Below are 18,257 nucleotides of genomic sequence, written 5' to 3' on the forward strand. Positions count from 1 at the left end.
CGCCGTATGGCAAACCCCTGCCACCGCGAGCGCCCTCAAGCCATGCATCGTCAACTGCCCGATCCTTCGCAGCACGCGCGCATTCATCGCATTGCGCTGCTGTTCAATGCCAACAAGGTGTATGACCGCGAAATCATTGCGGGCATCGGCGACTACATGCGCTCCACCCGCGTGACGTGGGACCTGTTTCTGGAAGAGGACTTCCGCTGCCGCCTGCCCGGTATCGAGCGCTTTGACGGCGACGGCATCATCGCGGATTTCGACGACCCCGCCGTGGCTGAAGCGCTGCGCGACTGTCCGCTTCCGGTGGTGGCCGTCGGCTCATCGTATGAAGACGCCGCGCACTACCCGGCAAACGTGCCCTATGTCGCAACGGACAACAGCAAGCTGGTCGCGCTGGCATACCGGCACCTGATCGAAGCCGGCCTGCAGCACTTTGCGCTGTACAGCCTGCCCCAGGCGCCGGAAAACCGCTGGGCACAGCAGCGCGAACTGGCCTTTACGCGTTTGCGCCGGCAGGACAATCCCGCCGCCCCCGTTGAGCAGGAGATCTATCGGGGGCTTTCGACCAGCGCGCCGACCTGGCATCAGGCGATCAGCCAGTTGATCGAATGGCTGCGCGGCTTGCCCAGGCCCATCGGCATCATTGCCGTGACGGATGCGCGGGCGCGGCATCTGCTGCAGGCCTGCATGACGGCAGGGTTCGCCGTGCCGGAAGAAATCGCCATCATCGGCATCGACAACGATCCACTCACGCGCACGCTGAGCCGCATCCCGTTGTCGTCGGTCATTCAGGGCACCGTGGAAATGGGTCGCACCGCCGCACATCTGCTGCATCAGATGCTGGGCGGAGCGCGCCTGGCAGGCCGGCAGATTCTCGTGCCACCCGTGGGCATCAATGTGCTGGCGTCGTCCCGGCACCAGCCGCTTGCCAGCCCGTACGTCATGCGGGCGCGGCACTTCATTCGGCAATACGCCTGCCAAGGGATCAAGACCGAGCAGGTCGCGGACTACGTCGGTATCTCGCGGTCATCGCTCGAGGAACACTTTCGTCGTGAATTGCATTGCACCGTGCACCAGGAAATCCTTCGCCATAAGCTCGACGCCGCCAAGCACATGCTGGCCAGCCGTGATGTCGCAACCGCCGAGGTGGCGGTGCGCTGCGGCTTTACGTCCCCGCAATATATGCACGCCGTATTCCGCCGTGAGCTGGATTGCACGCCGCGCGAATACCAGGAACGCGCCATCGCAGAGGGCCAATCATGAGCATCGCGCCAGCGCTGTCCGCACACGCGCCGCTCGACGGCGCCGTCTCGTCGGCAACATGGGGGCACTTGCCCGACGGTGAGCCGGTTCGGCTGTTCACGCTGCGCAATGCCTCGGGCATGCGCGTTTCGATCAGCGACCTCGGGGCGACGCTCGTCTCCTGGCAAGCGCCGGACCGCGGCGGGCGCCTGGGCGAGATTCTGCTCAACCACGCGACGCCTGCCGCCTACCTTCAATCGGGGGGCTACCTTGGGGGCTTGATCGGGCGCTGGGCCAACCGGATTGCCGGCGCACGCTTTACGCTCGACGGCATCGACTACGCGCTCGACCGCAATGAGGGCAGCAATCTGCTGCATGGAGGGGCAAGCGGATTTCATCGTGCGCTATGGGACGCCGAAGAACAGGACGGCGCTTTGGTCCTGAGGCTCATGTCTGCGGAAGGCGATGCGGGATTCCCGGGCAATGTCGCCGTCCAGGTTCGCTGTGCGCTTGACGACGACGGCACGCTGTCAATCGACTACGAAGCCCGGACCGATGCCCCCACGCCAATCAACCTGACCAGCCACGGGTATTTCAACCTGAGCGGCAAACCCGGCACTGACATCAGGGGCCACATCCTGTCGATCGATGCCGATGCCTACCTGGAAGTCGATGCCAAGTTGATCCCGACGCGAGCAGTGAGTGTCGCGGGCACGGCATTCGATTTTCGGCAGGCGGCGCCCATCGGGGTACGGCTGGACTGGCCTAACGCGCAGTTGGCGCAGGCCGGCGGGTTCGACCACTGCTTCGTGCTGCGCAACACGGTGCCGGACGATCACCCGCATGTGCGTCCGGTCGCGCGTCTGTATGAACCCGGCAGCGGCCGCGAATTGACAGTGCTCACAGACCAGCGCGGGCTTCAGTTCTACTCGGGCCACATGCTGTCGGGCACGCACGCGCAACGCAGCGGCTTATGTCTGGAAGCGAGTGCGTTTCCGAACCAGGTCAACATGCCCGATGCGGAGGCGGTCATGCTGCGCCCGGGCCAGGTCTATCGGCAGCGCACTGCATACCGCGTCTCGGTTGCCAGAGAAACCTGAGCCGCGTTGAAGCGCGGGCGTTGGATGCTCAATGTGCGGCTGCGGCCTCGCCATGTATCACTTCGTGCGAGCCGCGAATGCCGTTGAACCAGGCGTTCAGCACAACGGCCACCAGCGTGCCCATTACGATGCCGCTGTGGGTGATCGGGCGCGTCCAGTCCGGGAAGTGATGGAAGAAGGCCGGCGCCAGCGTCGGCATCATGCCAAAGCCCACCGACACCGCGATGATCAGCAGGTTGTGGCGCTGCTGCTGGAAGTCGACCATGCCCAGCATGCGGATACCGGCTGCGGCCACCATGCCGAACATCACGATGCCCGCGCCGCCCAGCACGTATTGCGGCACCGATGCCACCACGTAAGACAGCTTCGGAAACAGCCCCAGCACGATCAGCAGCACACCGCCGGCGGCCGCCACGTAGCGCGACCGCACGCCCGTGATCGACACCAGCCCGATGTTCTGCGAGAACGATGTATGCGGGAACGTATTGAACACACCGGCCACGACCGTCGCCAGACCGTCGGCACGCAGGCCATTGGTCAGTTCGTTGCGCGAGATCGGCTTGCCCACCACGTGCGCCAGCGCGAGGAACATGCCAGTCGATTCCACCAGCGTGATCACGATCACGATGCACATCGAGATGATGGCCGACAGCTCGAACTTCGGCATCCCGAAGTAGAACGGCGTCACCAGCGTCATCAGCGGCGCGGCGCTCGCGTCGGCCAGCGACACCTTGCCGAACGCCGCAGCCACCAGCGTGCCCGTGACGATGCCAAGCAGCACCGCGATATTGCACAGCAGCGCGTTACCGAACTTGGTCAGCAGCAGGATCGTCACCAGCACGAGCGCCGCAATGGCGAGGCCGAACGGATCGCCAAACGCCGGGTTCGGCACCATGTGGCGCGCGCCATCCACCACCTGCGGAATCATCTGCTGGCCGCCCGCAGCCCAGTTGATCCCCACGCTCAGCAGCGAAAAACCGATCAGCATGATGACCGTGCCCGTCACCACGCGCGGGAACAGGCCCAGCAGCCGCCCCATCAGCGGTGCAACGGCAATGCCGAACACGCCGGAAACGATCGACGCCCCGAAGATGCCGGGCAGCCCCATGCCGGGCTCCACACCGATGGCGATCATCGGGGCAACCGCCGCAAACGTGACGCCCATCATGACCGGCAGGCGGATCCCGAAAATCAGGAAGCCGAGCGATTGGATCAGCGTGCCGATCCCAGCCGCAAACAGGTCGCAATTGACGAGATACGAGAGATCGCTCTTCGAGAGGCCGAGCGCATTGCCGACAATCAGCGGCACGGCGATCGCCCCGGCGTACATCACCAGCAGGTGTTGCAGGCCAAGCGCGAACAGGCGCGGCAGCGGCAGGAACTCGTTGACGGGATCGGCAACGGTGTCGGCGATTGTTGACGAAGAAGGCGTGGGTTGGCCGGGGGATTGGCGCATTGTCTGTCTCCTGGGGCCGCCCCCGTGTCAATGCCGGGAGCGTGCTTTAGGCGGATGGGGCGGGTTCCATCCGCCGGCATTCATGCGGCGTGATGCCGCGTATTTGCCGGAATCTTGGAGGGGCGCCATTTTTCTGTCAACAATTACAACCGTTTTTTGTGTACATATTTTGCGTTCTGAAACGCATGTGCGCCGTGATCTACCTGTTTCACGCCTCCAAGCGTGCCTCGTGACCGAGGCCCCAAAGAAAAAGCGCGGCCGCGACATGAGTCGCTGACCGCGCAGTAGAAATACCTGGCAGGTAAAGCTGGGACCAAGAGCCGCCATCCAACCCAGTGAAGCAGAGGGTTTTGTTAGCAGCTCTCAGCCGACCTCATATCAGGTCGGCGTCGGCAGCCATGCGCGATCGCGCAGGCGCGAACGGATGCGGGCAATCGCCTGGCTGTGGATCTGGCACACGCGCGATTCCGACACGCCCATCACGGCGCCGATTTCACGCAGGTTCAGATCCTGCTCGTAGTAGAGGCTCATCATCAGCTTCTCGCGCTCGGGCAGTCCCTCGATGGCAGCGACAACCGATTCGCGCAGGTCGTGGTCCAGCAGCTGGTCCAGCGGCGTGGCGTCGTTCTCGGGTGCGCGGTTCTCGATGAAGGCGTCAGCGTCTTCACGGTCGAAATCTTCGTAATACAGCAACTGGCTGCCTTGCAGGTCGACCAGTTGCTTCTGGTATTCGGCCAGCGACATGCCCAGCGCTACGGCAATCTCGGTTTCGGTGGGCGCGCGGCCCTTCTGCTGCTGCAGCTTCTGGATTGCCTGCTCGATCGTGCGCGCGTTGCGGCGCAGGCCGCGCGGCAGCCAATCCGAGCCGCGCAGTTCGTCCAGGATCGCGCCGCGAATACGCTGGGCCGCGTAGAACTCGAACTGCACGCCCTGCGTTTCCTCATAGCGCGACAGCGCATCGAGCAAGCCCATCATGCCGGCCTGGATCAGGTCGTCCAGCTCAACGCTGGCCGGCAGCTTGACCATCATCTGGTTGGCAATGCGGCGCACCAGGGGTGCGTACGTGGCCATCTCGTCGGACTTGGTCTTGCGACCGGTTGCGGTGTACATATCCATGCCTGCCTTTGACGCTTCGTTCATGCTGCGCCTCAATAAACCAATTCGGCCGCGCGTGCGGTGGCGCCGGGTGTCGCTGTCGCTGTCGATGCCGACATTGACGTTGCCTGCGCCGATTCATCTGCCAGCTGTGCCGGTGCCCGCGCCGACATGACCACCCGCGACGGCACACTGCCATCACCGGCTTGGGCCTCGGCGCTGGCCCAGCTCAACATTTCTTCGGCAAGCTGGCGGAAGGCCATGGCCGAAGGCGATGCGGGAAACGCACTCGCCACGGGCTTGCCGAGCGAGAGCGCGAGTTCTACGTGCCGGTCCTCAGGGAGGTAGCCGGCGAAATCGATACGGGTGTTCAGGTACTGGCCCACGGTGTTGGCCAGGTTGCCGAACACGCGCACGGCGGAATCCACCGAGTGCGCGCCGCACACCACGGTGCGGATGCCAGCGCTGCCTTGCAGCACGGCGGTTTTCTTGAGTAGCGTGTACGCGCTCTTGAGGCCTTCCGGACCATCCGAGAAGGTCAGCAGCACGTCGTCGCACGCCTCAGCCACGGTGCTCAGCGCCCGGGTGCCAAAATGCGCGGCCACGAGCGTCACATCCGCCGTCTCGTCGTACTGCTTGAGCACGCCGGGCATGGCGAGCATGGTCTGGGCGTTCACTACCGCCGTGTCGCGGCCCATGGCGGACAGCGCGATGCGCAGGTTGTCGACAAAGTCATCGACCTGCTCTTCCGCACCGATCACCAGCACCCGGCGGGCAGCGGCATGACCGAGCATGCGCCGCAGCCCTGCGGCTTGATCCTTGGCGAATGGCGTCGTCATGGTCGCGCCCCCTTGTCAGGCGAAATCGAAAGCGGCCAGGCCGGGTTCGCGGTTGCCTGCGTTGCGTAACACCGCGCCTTGCGCCACGAGCAACGATTCATCCGAATCCAGCGAGAACGACGACTGCTCTGCACCGGCCCGGAACGAGCGGTGGATCAGCAGCTTCTTGTTCGGCACTGCAATGTCTTCCGGCACACGCTGGCCGTACGACACGTAGTGCAGCGGCAAGCGGCGACGGATCATCACGTCCATCGCATGGCCCACCGAGGCAGCCTCGTCGATCTTGGTCAGGATGCAGCCGGCCAGGTTGGCGTCGCGGTAGGCACCCACGACTTCATCGAGCGTCTTGCCGTTGCTGGCAGCGTTGAGCAGCAGCAGGCGCTTGATCGACGGGCCCACGGCATGCAGCATCGCCATCTGCTCGGACACGGCGCGGTCACGCTGGCTCATGCCGATGGTGTCGATCAGCACCACGTGCTTCTCGCGCAGGTCGTTCAGCGCCAGGCTCAGGTCTTGCGCGTCTTTCACGGCATGCACCGAGACGCCCAGGATCTTGCCGTAGATGCGCAGCTGTTCGTGGCCGCCGATCCGGTAGCTGTCGGTCGAGAGCAGTGCCACGCGCGATGCGCCATGGCGCAGCACGAAGCGCGCGGCCAGCTTGGCGGTCGTGGTGGTCTTGCCCACGCCGGTCGGGCCCATCAGGGCAAACACGCCGCCCTGGTCGAGCAGGCTGTTCTCGTCCGACACGGTGCTCAGGTTCTTTTCAATCGCGCGCTGCACGAAGTCCAGCGCACCTTCATACGCGTCGTGCTGCGGCATGTTCTCCAGCACGTAGCGCGTGAGCTGCGCCGAGAACCCCGCGTTGAGCATGGTCTGGAACAGGCGCGTACGCACCGGGTCGCCCAACTTCACGCCCAGCGAGGCCAGGCTCGACATGGCGTCGTTCAGCGTGCTCTTGAGCGTTTCGATCTCGCCGACCACGCGGCGGGTCATCACGTCGGTCTCGGCACGGATGCTTTCCTTCACGTCGGCCTGGATGGCCGAACGCTGCAGGCTCACGTCATCACGCGGGGCTTCGGGCTTGGCCATCGTGTCCTCCACGCGGACGAAAATGTCGGACGACGTGCCTGCCTCGGCTTGCGCCTCGATGCGCGCCTTCATGGGCGCCTCAGTCTTCTGCTGTTCTGCACGGAGGGTGCGCGCCTGCGCTTCCACGCGCTCGGTAAAGCTGCGCAGCGTGACCGGGCGGTCATCCTGTTCGCGTGCCTGCTCACGTGCCTGCTCGCGACGTGCGGCAAAGCGGGCGGTCGATTCCATTTCCGGCTGGTCGTCTTCCACCGTGCTGCGGCGGGCGATGAACTGGGCGGTGCTGGCCAGGGCCTGCGCCGCAGATTGGGCAACCTCGGCATTGGCACGGTCGAGCGACAGGCCCGCCAGCATGCGGGTGGACGCGGCCAGCGCATCTTCTTCGCCAAACGCCACGTCGTCGTCCACGCGCGTTTGCAGCGTGCGGCCGGCCGGCTTGGCCACGGGAGCAGCCGGCGCTGCCGGTGCGTCTTCCTGTGCGGGAGCGCGGCGCGAAGCAATGAAGCGGTTACGCAGACGGGCCAGTGCGTTGGGTGCCGGGGCCTCGGCCTGCGCGGCCTCTTCAGCGGGAGCGTGAGCGGCGACGACGGCTGCGGTTGCAGCGGCAATCGGTGCGGGCTCGGGAATCGGAGCCGGAGCCATCGGGCGGCGCTGTGCCGTCTTGGGTGCCGACGACTGCGTATCGACCAGCGCATCCACGTGCGAATCGGATGCCGCGATGATCTCGATGCCGCCCGGAATGGCACGGTTCGACAGGATCAGAGCGCCATCGCCCAGTTGGTCGCGGACCTTGCGCAACACGTCACGCGACGTCAGTCCGGTAAATCGATGCATTTTCATGCGCGGCCTCCAAGCATGGCGACAACCTTAATCGTTCGGTGATCCGGAATTTCTGCGTGCGACAGCACGCGCAGGCTCGGTGCGGCACGCTTGAACAGGCGGGCAAGCATCGGGCGCAGTGCGGGCGGCACGAGCAGGACGCCCGTCTGACCCATCTGTTCGTGCTGCCGCGACGAGTCCGCTGCCGCCTGCATGAGCGAGTCGGCCAGTTGCGGTTCGATCGGGCCGGCGTTAGAGCCAACGACGCTTTGCAGCAAGATGTTCTCCAGATTCGGGTCAAGCGTGACGACCTGCATTTCGGTCTTGTTCGGGAAGAGCTGCTGGGCAATCGCCCGGCCCAGCGCCACACGCACGGCGGCGGTGAGTTCGGCGGGGTCTTGCGTCCTGCCTCCGTGTTCCGCCAGCGTCTCGACGATGGTGCGGATATCGCGGATATGCAGGCCTTCGTCCAGCAGGTTCTGCAGCACCTTCTGCACGGTCGCGACGGGCAACAGCTTGGGTACAACGTCTTCGACCAGCTTCGGTGCTTCCTTGCCCAAATGATCGAGCAACTGCTGGACTTCCAAACGGCCGAGAAGCTCGGTGCTATGGGTGTAAATCAACTGATTGACGTGGGTGGCGATGACGGTGCTGCAATCGACCACGGTGTAGCCCTCGGCCTGCGCGCGATCGCGCACATCGGCGGTGATCCACATGGCCGGCAGGCCAAAGGTCGGGTCCACGGTGGGCGTGCCGGGCAGTTGCGTGCCCAGTCGACCACCGAGGCCACCCATGCCGCCATGACCGCCCATGCCATCCTGGCCGCCCGGATTGATGGCCAGGAACTTGCCCTGCTGCACCTCGCCGTGGCCGATCTCCACGCCCTTGAGCGTGATGCGGTACGACGATGGGCCCAGCTCCAGGTTGTCGCGGATATGCACCACCGGCGCCAGGAAGCCCATGTCCTGCGTGAATTTCTTGCGGATGCCCTTGATGCGGCGCAGCAGCTCGCCGTCCTGGCTCTTGTCGACCAGCGGGATCAGGCGGTAACCGATTTCCAGGCCCAGCACGTCGACCCACGACACGTCGTCCCAGCTCGCTTCGGGCGTATCCACCGGGGCAATGGCCTGCAGCACGGGCTCGATCTCGGGCACTTCGCGCTTCTTCTTCAGGTACCAGCCCAGATAGCCAAGGCCGCCCCCAAACAGGATGAACGGGAAGTGCGGCATGCCCGGCACCAGGCCCAGCAGGCCCAGCACGCCGGCGGTGGTCATCAGCACCGTCGGCATGGCAAACAGCTCGCTCGACAGTTGCTGGCCGACGTCCTTGTCGGTGGAGACGCGGCTGACCATGATGCCCGCCGCGGTGGAGATCACCAGCGCGGGAATCTGCGCGACCAGGCCGTCGCCGATGGTCAGCAGCGTGTAGTTGGTGGCCGCGTGGCCCACGTCCATGCCGTGCTGGAGCACGCCCACCGCCAGGCCGCCGACGATGTTGATCAACAGGATGGCGATACCCGCCACCGAGTCGCCGCGCACGAACTTGCTGGCACCGTCCATGGAGCCGAAGAATTCGGCTTCCTGGGCGATCTCCGTGCGGCGCCTGCGGGCTTCGTCTTCACGGATGAGGCCGGCGTTCAGGTCGGCGTCTATGGCCATCTGCTTACCGGGCATCGCATCGAGCGTGAAGCGCGCGCTGACCTCGGCGATCCGGCCCGCGCCCTTGCTGATCACCATGAAGTTGATGATCACCAGGATGACGAACAGCACGATGCCGACGGTGTAGTTGCCGCCCACCAGGAAGTGGCCGAAGGCTTCGATCACCTTGCCGGCGGCGTCGGGGCCGGTGTGGCCTTCCATCAGCACCACACGCGTGGACGCCACGTTCAGCGACAGCCGCATCAGCGTGGTGATCAGCAGGATGCTCGGGAACGACGAGAAATCCAGCGGCTTGAGCGTGTGCATGCTGATCAGCAGCACGATGATCGACAGCGCGATGTTGAAGGTGAACAGCAGGTCCAGGATGAACGGCGGCAATGGCAGCACCATCATCGCCAGGATCAGGATGATGAGCACCGGACCCGCGGCGGAGCGGTAGTCGCCCTTGCGCAGGATGTCGGTGACTCGGAGCAGTGCGGCGTTCATTGGCGGGGCGTGCAGCGGGGGGCTTTTCGATGGATGCCATCTTGCCGGGCGCGCCGCCAAATCGAAGACGTGAGAAAGCCGCCCAAAAGGCGGCTTTTCTTTGGAATACCCTCCCACCGGGGGGTGTGGAAGCGGCCAGTGGCGCCGTTTGGGCGAAATTGCACGCCAAGCGAGACATGCGCGAGCCTCAAACAGCCGTTCGCCGTGCAAAAAGTGTCGAGGGCGATGCTTTTTGCTTGGCGATCCGAGCTCGGAGCTCGGCGCGTGGAGCTCTTTACTCGGCGGGCGGCACTTTATGCGTCTTCGGGCTCGTCGTCCGGGCCGGGCTGTGGCCCCGGGTCCAACTCGGCAGGCACCGGCAGGTCGGTCGGGCGCACCGGCACTCGACCGCCCACCTGATGCAGGCGGCGCAACTGGTAGACATAGGCGAGCACTTCGGCCACGGCGGCGTAAAGCGCCTCGGGAATCTGGTGGCCGATCTCGGTGTGGCGGTACAGCGCCCGGGCCAGCGGGGGCGCTTCCAGAATGGGAATCTTGTGCTCCGTGCCCAGCTCGCGGATCTTGGCCGCCACCATGTCGGCGCCCTTGGCCAGCACGCGCGGCGCGCCGCCTTCCTTTTCGGAATAGCGCAGCGCCACGGCGTAGTGCGTCGGGTTGGTAACGATCACATCGGCCTTGGGCACGTCGGCCATCATCCGGCGCTGGGCGGCCTGGCGCTGCAGGTTGCGGATGCGGCCCTTGACGTGCGGATCGCCCTCGGACTCGCGGTGCTCCTTGCGCACTTCTTCCTTGGTCATGCGGTGCTTGCGCGCGTATTGCCACAACGACAGCGGCACGTCCACGGCCGCCACCAGCATCATCACCGCTGCCATGCAGAGGAAGGCCACGCCGGCCACGTGCAGGGTGTCGCGCATGGCAACGCCCAGGTCCTGCTGCGGCAGCTCGATCAGGTCACCCCGGTAATACCGGACCAGCAGCCAGCCCACGCCGGCAATCAGGAACAGCTTGATCAGCAGGCGGGGCAGCTCCATCAGCCCCTCCAGCGAGAACATGCGCGTCAGCCCCTGCAGCTTGAACAGGCGCGAAATGTCTGGGGACAGCGGCTTGAACGAGATGGCCCCGCGCGTGAGCGCCAACGGCGACAGCGCGGCAATCACCAGCATCAGCATCAGCCCGCCCAGGGCCATGGCCAGCGGCATGAACTGGCCGGTCACGTAGTTCCACTGGTCCTGCCCGCTGGTGTAGTTGTAGCGGTGGAACTCCAGGCAGCGCGCCAGAAACGCCGATGCGGCGCGCACGATCGAGTCGCCCATCACCCACAAACCGCCCGCGGACACCGCCGTGAGGGCGAACGAAGCCAGTTCCCGTGATCTGGGAACGTCGCCTTCCTCGCGCGCCTGCTCGAGGCGCCTCGGAGAGGCTGGTTCGGTTTTTTCGAGATCGCTTTCTTCGGACATGCCGGCGTGCGAGGGGGTGGGCGGGACATGCCGGCAGGTTGGCCGGCCGTCGCATTATCCAAGGCCGCACCGTCTGTCGAAGCGCAGAAAAACCAGCTTCCGGGCCGGCTTATCGACAGATGGCCGCCAAGCACCACGCCAGCACGGCCCGCACGGTGCAATCTGCGTCGCCCCACAACCAGACGGGAACGCGCTAGGTGTGCCGACCTGCCGGATGGGGCTGCGAGGGTTCCAACGCCCGGAGGCGTTCTGCGGTAATGCCGGCGGAGCCCGTGACTGATCCGCCGTGGCGCGTAATGAAATCGCGCGCATCCGTGTGATTCCGGAAGGCAGGGAGATTGCCCCTGCGCATTGGCCCCGGCACGTCGGACCCCCATACGTAGACGGCCTGCAGCGCGGCAATCCAGCGCCCGTCGCCAACTGCACGCACGTAGGCGGCGGCAATGTCGGCCGATTTCCGGCCGGCGGCGTAGCGCGGCAGGTTGCGCAAGTAGATGAACAGGCTCAATGGCGAGTCGAAGAAGTACGCGTCGCCATCGGCAAAGATGACCTGGGCTGCCCAATCCGGCGCGCGCGACGGAAACGCGCCGCAGACCGGGCAGCGTGCGTTGGGCGGGATGGCGCGCGGCGCATCGTGCGCCGTGCCCGAGCGCGGGTCATAGGGCGTTGGCGCCGCAACGAAGCAGATTTCGGTGGGAATCTCGGGCTCCACCCGGCGGCTCGCATACACGCCATACCACCAGAGCGAGGCCGCCAGCAAAGCGACTGTCACCAAGCCCGATCGACGCAGCCGCATGGCTACATCCGCCCGTCGTGCAGCGCGCCACCGCTGAGGTCCACCATGTCTGGCGTCACTTCGGCGTAGCGCAGCAGCTTGCCACCGTCGCGGGCAATGAACGCGCGGGCATCGGCTTCCAGCCGGAAGCTCGCGACCGTCGGCCCCATCGAGCCGCGGCGCCGGCTGCCGAACACGTAATAGCCGGTCTTGGCGTCAAACCAGTGGCCACGAGGATGCTCCCAGTCGGCCTGGCCCATGTCCTGCACGAGCGCCGCCCGAATTGGCCGCGCCTGCTCCGGCTTGAGCAGTGTGTTGAACATTTCCACCGTATCGCAGCACCAGTGCGGCGTCGCGTCGCCCTGGTAATAGAGCTGCGCCTTGGGCCCTGGATAATCCGCCACCAGCATGCCGTCCAGATCGCAGGTGGTCGCCGCGTCGGCTTCAGCGGGGACAAGGGTGGCTTCGGCCTGCCGGCCACAGGCAGCCAGACCAATCAGGGCGGCCGATCCGGCCAGGGCAGCCGCCAGCAGGCGGCGACGATCCGGGTTCATGCGCGGAATCTCCAGGCGGCCAGTGCCAGCGGCGCGGCAATCCAAGCCAGCATCGCCGCGCCCATCGCCCACGGGTTGCTCAGGGCAGGCGGCACGATGCTGACGAGGCCATGCAAGCCCCGCAGCTGGTCCAGCGAAAACACGTTGAGGATGCGAAAAATATCGGTGGGATTGAGCAGCAGCAGATACGCCAGCGCCTGGCCGCCAAAGCTGCCGCCGGTGGCGACGAGCAGGCCGAGCAGCAACAGGTCGAATACCAGCACGAAGCCAAACCACAGCGCGATGGCGGCGCCCGAAGCACGCGTGCGCTCACGGCTGACGACAGAGACGAACAGCGCCAGGCTCAGAAAGACCAGCCCCAGCAGCACCGAACTCAGCACGAAGCCAGCCGCCTGATACAGCCCCGCCGAGCCGAACTGGTGCCACAGGAGCACGGCCATCAGCGCGAAGCCACCCAACGTCGACAGGGTGAGCGCTGCGGCGAGCCCGAGGTATTTGCCTAGCAGCAGTTCCACGCGCGTCAGCGGGAGGGCCAGCAGCAGATCGAGCGAGCCGCGCTCGCGCTCGCCGACAACGGCGTCGAACCCGAGCAACAGCGCAATCAGCGGGATCAGGTAGATGACGAGGCTGACCAAGCTGGTAATGACGAACTCGATGGAACGCGGCCCGAGCGTGCCCTGCTCGGCGCCGCCAAAATAGCTGATCACGAGCGAGAACACGGCGAAGACGACGGCCACCGCGAGCACCCATCGGTTGCGCAGGCGATCGCGCAGTTCCTTGGCCGCCACGGCGGCCACTTGCCGATATTCGATGCCGATCATGCGGCCTCCGTTTGCCTGAGGCCAAAGAACACGTCTTCGAGCGACGGTTCGTGGATCTGCAGATCGAGCAGGCGCCCGCCCAGCGGCTGCAGTGCCTGAAGTACGTCCATCTTGAGCGAGCGGCTGCAGCGCAGCATCACCTCATGCCCGGCCTGCCCGTCGACGATCTCTGCGCCGTGTGCGCGCAAGGGCGCGAGTTGCGCCCACAGTGCGCCGCGCGCGCCGGCCTCGACCCGCAAGGCCAGCGTCAGGGGCAGATCGGCCTGTGCGCGCAGTGCAGCGACACTGCCAAGCGCAAGGACACGGCCGTCGGCCAGGATGGCAAGGCGGTCGATGCGCTGCTGCAGCTCGGCCAGGATGTGCGACGTGATCAGGATCGTGACGCCCTGCTCGCGCAGTGCCTGCAGCGTGGCGTAGAAGTCGTGGATTGCCGCCGGATCGAGGCCGTTGGTCGGCTCATCCAGAAAAAGCACGCGTGGCGCACCCAACAGCGCCTGCGCAAACCCGAGGCGCTGCCGCATCCCCTTTGAATACGCCCGCACGGGTTGGTCGACCGCACCCGCCAGCCCGACGCGGGCAAGCAGCGACGCGCAATCGGCTGCCGGTGCGCCCTTGAGCTTGGCGAAAAACCGCAAGGTCTCCAACCCGCTCAGGTTGTCGTACAGAACGAGGTTCTCGGGCAGGTAGCCGATCTGCCTGCGCGCGGCGCGGAATGCAGCCCCACGCACCGATGCCCCGGCCACGCGGATGCTGCCGACGGTTGCCGGAATCAGCCCAAGCATCATCTTGAACAGCGTGCTCTTGCCGGCACCGTTGTGCCCGATCAGGCCGAACAGTTCGCCGTAGCCGACGTCCAGGTCAACGCCGTCGACGGCTCGCACGGCACCATAGTGTTTACAGACGCCGCGCAGCGAGATGGCGGCAGTCTCGTCAACGTGAAGGTGATCTGTCACGCCAGGTGCTCCAATGTGGGTTCGCGGGTTGCATGCGCGGATACGCGTCCACCACGCTCGGCACACGCAGGATGGGAAACTGCCGGCTGACGAATCTAAGTGCCTGCACCGCCGGGCTCGCCAACAGCAGTTGCACGCCGGGGTGACGCCAGATCAGCCGGTCGACAACGTCGTTGGCCTCGTAGGGCACATCGCCGATGCCATCGCCATCGCGGTCCCAGCCCAGGTAGTCGCTCCAGAAGTTGCCCTGCGCGCGCTCGGCAGCCGTGCGTGCCCCCCATGCCTCGTCACGCGCGCCCACGTAGCGGACTTGCTCTCGGTTGCCGATGAAGTCGTTGCCTTGCACGACGTTGCGTGTCGAGCCTGCCGACAGGTGCACGCCCACCTGGTTGCCGACGATGAGGTTGCCGCGCAGTTGCGTGTATTCCACGTCGTAGATGAAGAAGCCGCGGTCGTTGTCGGCCACCACGTTGTTCTCCACCACCGAGTCCTGCAACGTGCGCAGCATGATCCCGTGGTCGGCATTGCCCCAGGTGCGGTTGTTGCGCACGATCTGGTCGCGCACCTCCATCAAGGCCAGGCCGCCCCGGTTGGCATAGCTGTCGTTGTCCTCCCACAGGTTGTAGTAGGAGTTCATGTAGTGCGTGCCATAGCGGCTGTGGTGGAGCCGATTGCCTTTGAAAACGGCGTGGTGCGACACGTCCACGTAAAGCGCATCCCGTACGAAGCTGATGTTGTTGCCGATGATGCGCGCGCCTTGTGTGTTGTACAGCTCCACGCCATTGCCGCGCTGCGCCGAGTTGTAGCCACGCTTGCCGGTGATGGTGTTGGCCTCGATGCGCACGTCGTTGGCTTTCTCGATCCACAGGCCGAACAGGTTGTAGGTCAGCTCACACTGGCGCACCACGGCGCGATGCGCGCCGGGCAGGATGTTGATGCCTGCGTTCTGCTCTTTCAGGCTGTCGCCCGAATCGCGAACGATCAGGCCCTCGATCACGACGTCCGGTGCGCCGATGCGGATCGTGTCGCCGCGCTGGCCGCCGCTGAGCGTGGGACGATCGAGTCCGCGCAGCGTCAGAGGCTTGTTGACGATGAGGTTGCCGGTATACATGCCGCGCTCGATCTCAAGCACATCGCCCGGATGTGCTGCGTCGATGGCTGCTTGCAGCGACTGCCCCGCCGCAACGCGCACCGTGGTGGCCGCCGATGCGTGAGCGCCCTGCACAGCCGCAAGCGAGCCGCAGACAACGAGCAACACCGGCAGCCACCTCATACCTGCAGCCACCCAAGCGCTTTCAGGGTCAGGAACAGCATGGCGCCAATCAGCAGGTTCTTGAAGCCGACGTAGCTCAGCATGTCCATGACGGTTGCGCGCCGATAATTGGCTTGCCACCACGGGCCATCCTTGACGTAGCGACGGCCGGCAAGGCGGATCAGCACTTCATACAGGCTCCAGCCGAACCACCATGCGATGACCGCGCCCGACGACAGGTGGCCCGTCGCCGCCAGGATCCATGCCACGCTCGCTGCAAGCGCAAGCGAAGCCCCCGCGATCTGCAGGCCGCGCGCCGACCTCCACCCGTTGCTGCTCCACGGCCAGAGGTGATCGCGCAATTCCAACATCAGCCAGCGCAGGCCACGCGCACCTTCGCGTCCGGTCGGCACCACGCGGTCGGTCGGCATGCGCGGGTCGGGGCCTTGTGCCACCCGCGGGTTCATGGGCACCGGCACCGGCTGGATGGGAATGAAGTAGCCGTCCTTACCGATGGGCGTGATCTCCAGCCCATCGCGCTCGCGCCGCTTGCGCTCCTTGGCCAGCGGCGGGCAGCCCTTGACGTCGGTGTACAGCACCATGCAATCGAGGCAGTGCAGGCATTCGCGATGGTCGATACGGCCGTCCGCGTCGATCGCCAAAGACCCGCAACCCACGGCGCAGGCCTTGCAACTGTTGCAGTCTTGCTTGCGGCGCAGGCCAAACCAGCGGAACGTGCTCGGCATGGCAAGCGCGGCACCCAGCGGGCAGATGTACTTGCAGTACGGGCGCTCGACAAACAGCGAGATCCCGAGCAGCGTGCAGACGAACAGCCCGTAGGGCCACGCTCGGTGGCTGATGCCGACCAGGAATGTCGTCTTGAACGGTTCCACCTCGGCAAGCTTTTCTGCCAGCCCCATCGAGAACACCGACACCGTCAACAACCCGAAGAAGATGGCGTACTTGAGCCACTTCAGCTTGTCGTGCCAGGCACGCGGCAGATGACGCTGCCAGCGTTTGAGGCCGAGCCGTCCGCCAATCTTGTAGAGCGCTTCCGACAGCGAGCCGAACGGGCACAGCCATCCGCAGAACAGCCCTCGCCCAAAGAGGAACACCGTCAGGATGATGAAGATCCAGAAGCAGAAGATGAACGGATCCGTCAGGAACAGCGACCACGTCCACTGGAACAGCAGCGAGTGGAACCATGTCAGCACTTGCGTGATCGACGGCTGCGCCATCGCACCGAAACCGACGAAGCCGATGCTCAGGGCCCACGCGGTGTACTTGAAGGCGTTCACCGGCCACTTGTTCTTGTGCGTCGAACGGCGCGTCAGGCGCTCACGCAGCGCATACACCACGCTCACCGAAACGAGCAGCACGATGAAGAGTGCAATCTGCGGCGCGCGCGTACGCCAGACCCGCCGCCAGGGGGCCTCCGGCTCGTCGATATGCGGGTGCCCGCCCTGCAGCAGCGTTTCGGGCAACCAGTACGGGGCATCGAACGTAACGAAGCTGCGCGTGCCGGTCGCCCGATCGACGCGGTTGCCCAGGAAGGACAGCTTCCACGGATACGCCGCCGAAAACGCTGGCGAGCGCACCACGAAGATGGCCGATTCCGTGTAGGCCGGCGCGCCAGGGGCTGCCAGGCCATAGAGGTTGAGGTAGTCCGAATCGCGGAAGGTAAAGGACTCCGCGCCTTGCTTGATCTGGATGCGGTCATAGATGCCGCCGCGCACGAAGCCCGACCCCTTGAACGACGCCGCGCCCGCGGTGCGGATGACGAAGATCGCATGCTCGTTCTGCTTGAGCTGAGCGTGCAGGTCGTTCCAGACGGATTGGCCGAGCAGGCTCGCACCCAGGTCGGGATGATTGAGATCACCGAACCACAGTTCAATGAACGGTTCCGGCGCGCGTTCGAGCCCAAGCTGTTCGGGCCGGATCAGCAAGCGCTGCACGCTGCCCTGCTTGACGAGTTCTGCCCAGCTTGCACGCTGCCCGGTCTGCGCATAGCGCGCGGGCTCATGGCGCGTTGGCGCCAGAATGCCAACCTGACGCGCCACGGAAGATGTGGCTGTGGCCAGCACCTGGTTCTGCGCAATCACGGTCACGGTGGCGCCCGAGATCGCATCGACGCCAAGCACACCCTCGTCTGGCCGTGACTGACCGACTTCGATCTTGTCCTTGACCGACTTGCCGATGTACTGCTTGTTGAAGTTCAGCAGCGCAGATTCGGGAATCCCCAGCAGCAGGATCGGCTCGGAATGCTTCAGGACCTTGATGCCGACATAGCGGCCTTGCCGGTCCATGCCGATCAGCGTGACCACGGGCTTGCCCGAATAGGCCGGGATGTCCGTGATGTCGGTGGACAGCATCACGTAGCCCAGCAGCGCCGCCTTACCGCCTTGCGCTGCGCCATAGGCTTCCACATAAGGCGGTTGCCCCATGCGTTCGGAAAAACGCACCGCGCCGGGAAACACGTCGGCGCAAGGTACGAGCGCGCACAGGTCCTTGGCCTCGGCCAGATTGGCGGGCAACTCGGCTTCGTAGGCGCCGCGACCGGCCTGCGCCGGTTGCACGCCCACCAACAGCATCAGGAGGAACACGGCGACCCACGCCGCGAACCCTTGTTTTCGGGATGGCATCTTGGAGTTCATCGGCACG

General features: G+C 65.4%; 14 protein-coding genes. 2 read left to right on the top strand and 12 right to left on the bottom strand.

The annotated features are described in order from the left end of the window. The first annotated feature begins 42 nt into the window (after nt 1-42). Nucleotides 43-1,266, top strand: a complete 1,224-nt coding sequence (locus CFE42_RS10070) for a DNA-binding transcriptional regulator (protein WP_004627722.1) — start codon at nt 43-45, stop codon at nt 1,264-1,266. Next, nucleotides 1,263-2,345, top strand: coding sequence for an aldose epimerase family protein (locus CFE42_RS10075; protein ID WP_004627724.1), 1,083 nt, complete (start codon nt 1,263-1,265; stop codon nt 2,343-2,345). The genes CFE42_RS10070 and CFE42_RS10075 overlap by 4 nt, the downstream gene beginning before the upstream one ends. Before the next feature lie 28 nt (nt 2,346-2,373). Here the strand turns inward: CFE42_RS10075 and CFE42_RS10080 are convergent, their stop codons facing one another. The 12 genes from CFE42_RS10080 to CFE42_RS10135 all read right to left on the bottom strand — a co-directional run bounded on the left by CFE42_RS10080 (nt 2,374) and on the right by CFE42_RS10135 (nt 18,238). Then, nucleotides 2,374-3,801 (bottom strand): nucleobase:cation symporter-2 family protein, encoded by a 1,428-nt coding sequence (locus CFE42_RS10080; RefSeq protein ID WP_004627726.1) that lies wholly within the window; start codon nt 3,799-3,801, stop codon nt 2,374-2,376. Nucleotides 3,802-4,179: 378 nt separating this feature from the next. Then, a complete protein-coding gene (locus CFE42_RS10085) occupies nt 4,180-4,941 on the bottom strand; it encodes an RNA polymerase sigma factor FliA (RefSeq protein WP_004627728.1) in 762 nt (253 codons plus the stop codon). A gap of 8 nt (nt 4,942-4,949) precedes the next feature. Further along, on the bottom strand, nt 4,950-5,735 hold the full coding sequence (locus CFE42_RS10090) for a hypothetical protein (RefSeq protein ID WP_004627730.1): 786 nt from the start codon (nt 5,733-5,735) through the stop codon (nt 4,950-4,952). A 15-nt stretch (nt 5,736-5,750) separates the two neighbouring features. Further along, nucleotides 5,751-7,661, bottom strand: a complete 1,911-nt coding sequence (flhF, locus tag CFE42_RS10095; RefSeq protein WP_004627732.1) for a flagellar biosynthesis protein FlhF — start codon at nt 7,659-7,661, stop codon at nt 5,751-5,753. Continuing rightward, nucleotides 7,658-9,784 (bottom strand): flagellar biosynthesis protein FlhA, encoded by a 2,127-nt coding sequence (flhA, locus tag CFE42_RS10100; protein ID WP_004627733.1) that lies wholly within the window; start codon nt 9,782-9,784, stop codon nt 7,658-7,660. Before flhA ends, flhF begins: the two co-directional genes overlap by 4 nt. Before the next feature lie 293 nt (nt 9,785-10,077). Further along, nucleotides 10,078-11,241: a flagellar biosynthesis protein FlhB gene (gene flhB / locus CFE42_RS10105; protein ID WP_004627735.1), complete on the bottom strand. Its 1,164-nt coding sequence runs from the start codon at nt 11,239-11,241 to the stop codon at nt 10,078-10,080. A 193-nt stretch (nt 11,242-11,434) separates the two neighbouring features. Then, complete coding sequence (locus CFE42_RS10110; RefSeq protein ID WP_004627737.1) at nt 11,435-12,037, bottom strand: nitrous oxide reductase accessory protein NosL; 603 nt, start codon at nt 12,035-12,037, stop codon at nt 11,435-11,437. A 2-nt stretch (nt 12,038-12,039) separates the two neighbouring features. Continuing rightward, nucleotides 12,040-12,570 carry a nitrous oxide reductase accessory protein NosL gene (locus CFE42_RS10115; protein ID WP_004627739.1) on the bottom strand — a complete coding sequence of 177 codons (531 nt, stop codon included), beginning with the start codon at nt 12,568-12,570 and terminating at the stop codon, nt 12,040-12,042. Further along, the gene (locus CFE42_RS10120; protein WP_004627741.1) at nt 12,567-13,391 is read right to left on the bottom strand and encodes an ABC transporter permease subunit; all 825 of its coding nucleotides are present in this window, start codon (nt 13,389-13,391) and stop codon (nt 12,567-12,569) included. The genes CFE42_RS10115 and CFE42_RS10120 overlap by 4 nt, the downstream gene beginning before the upstream one ends. After that, nucleotides 13,388-14,344, bottom strand: a complete 957-nt coding sequence (locus CFE42_RS10125; RefSeq protein ID WP_004627743.1) for an ABC transporter ATP-binding protein — start codon at nt 14,342-14,344, stop codon at nt 13,388-13,390. Before CFE42_RS10125 ends, CFE42_RS10120 begins: the two co-directional genes overlap by 4 nt. After that, entirely contained in the window at nt 14,322-15,617 is a 1,296-nt protein-coding gene (locus tag CFE42_RS10130) for a nitrous oxide reductase family maturation protein NosD (RefSeq protein ID WP_004627744.1), read from the bottom strand. The genes CFE42_RS10125 and CFE42_RS10130 overlap by 23 nt, the downstream gene beginning before the upstream one ends. Beyond that, on the bottom strand, nt 15,614-18,238 hold the full coding sequence (locus CFE42_RS10135; protein ID WP_024542224.1) for a NosR/NirI family protein: 2,625 nt from the start codon (nt 18,236-18,238) through the stop codon (nt 15,614-15,616). The genes CFE42_RS10130 and CFE42_RS10135 overlap by 4 nt, the downstream gene beginning before the upstream one ends. Nucleotides 18,239-18,257: the final 19 nt, after the last annotated feature.

Source organism: Ralstonia sp. PBBBR1, assembly GCF_002256165.1.
GTDB classification, from domain to species: domain Bacteria; phylum Pseudomonadota; class Gammaproteobacteria; order Burkholderiales; family Burkholderiaceae; genus Ralstonia; species Ralstonia thomasii.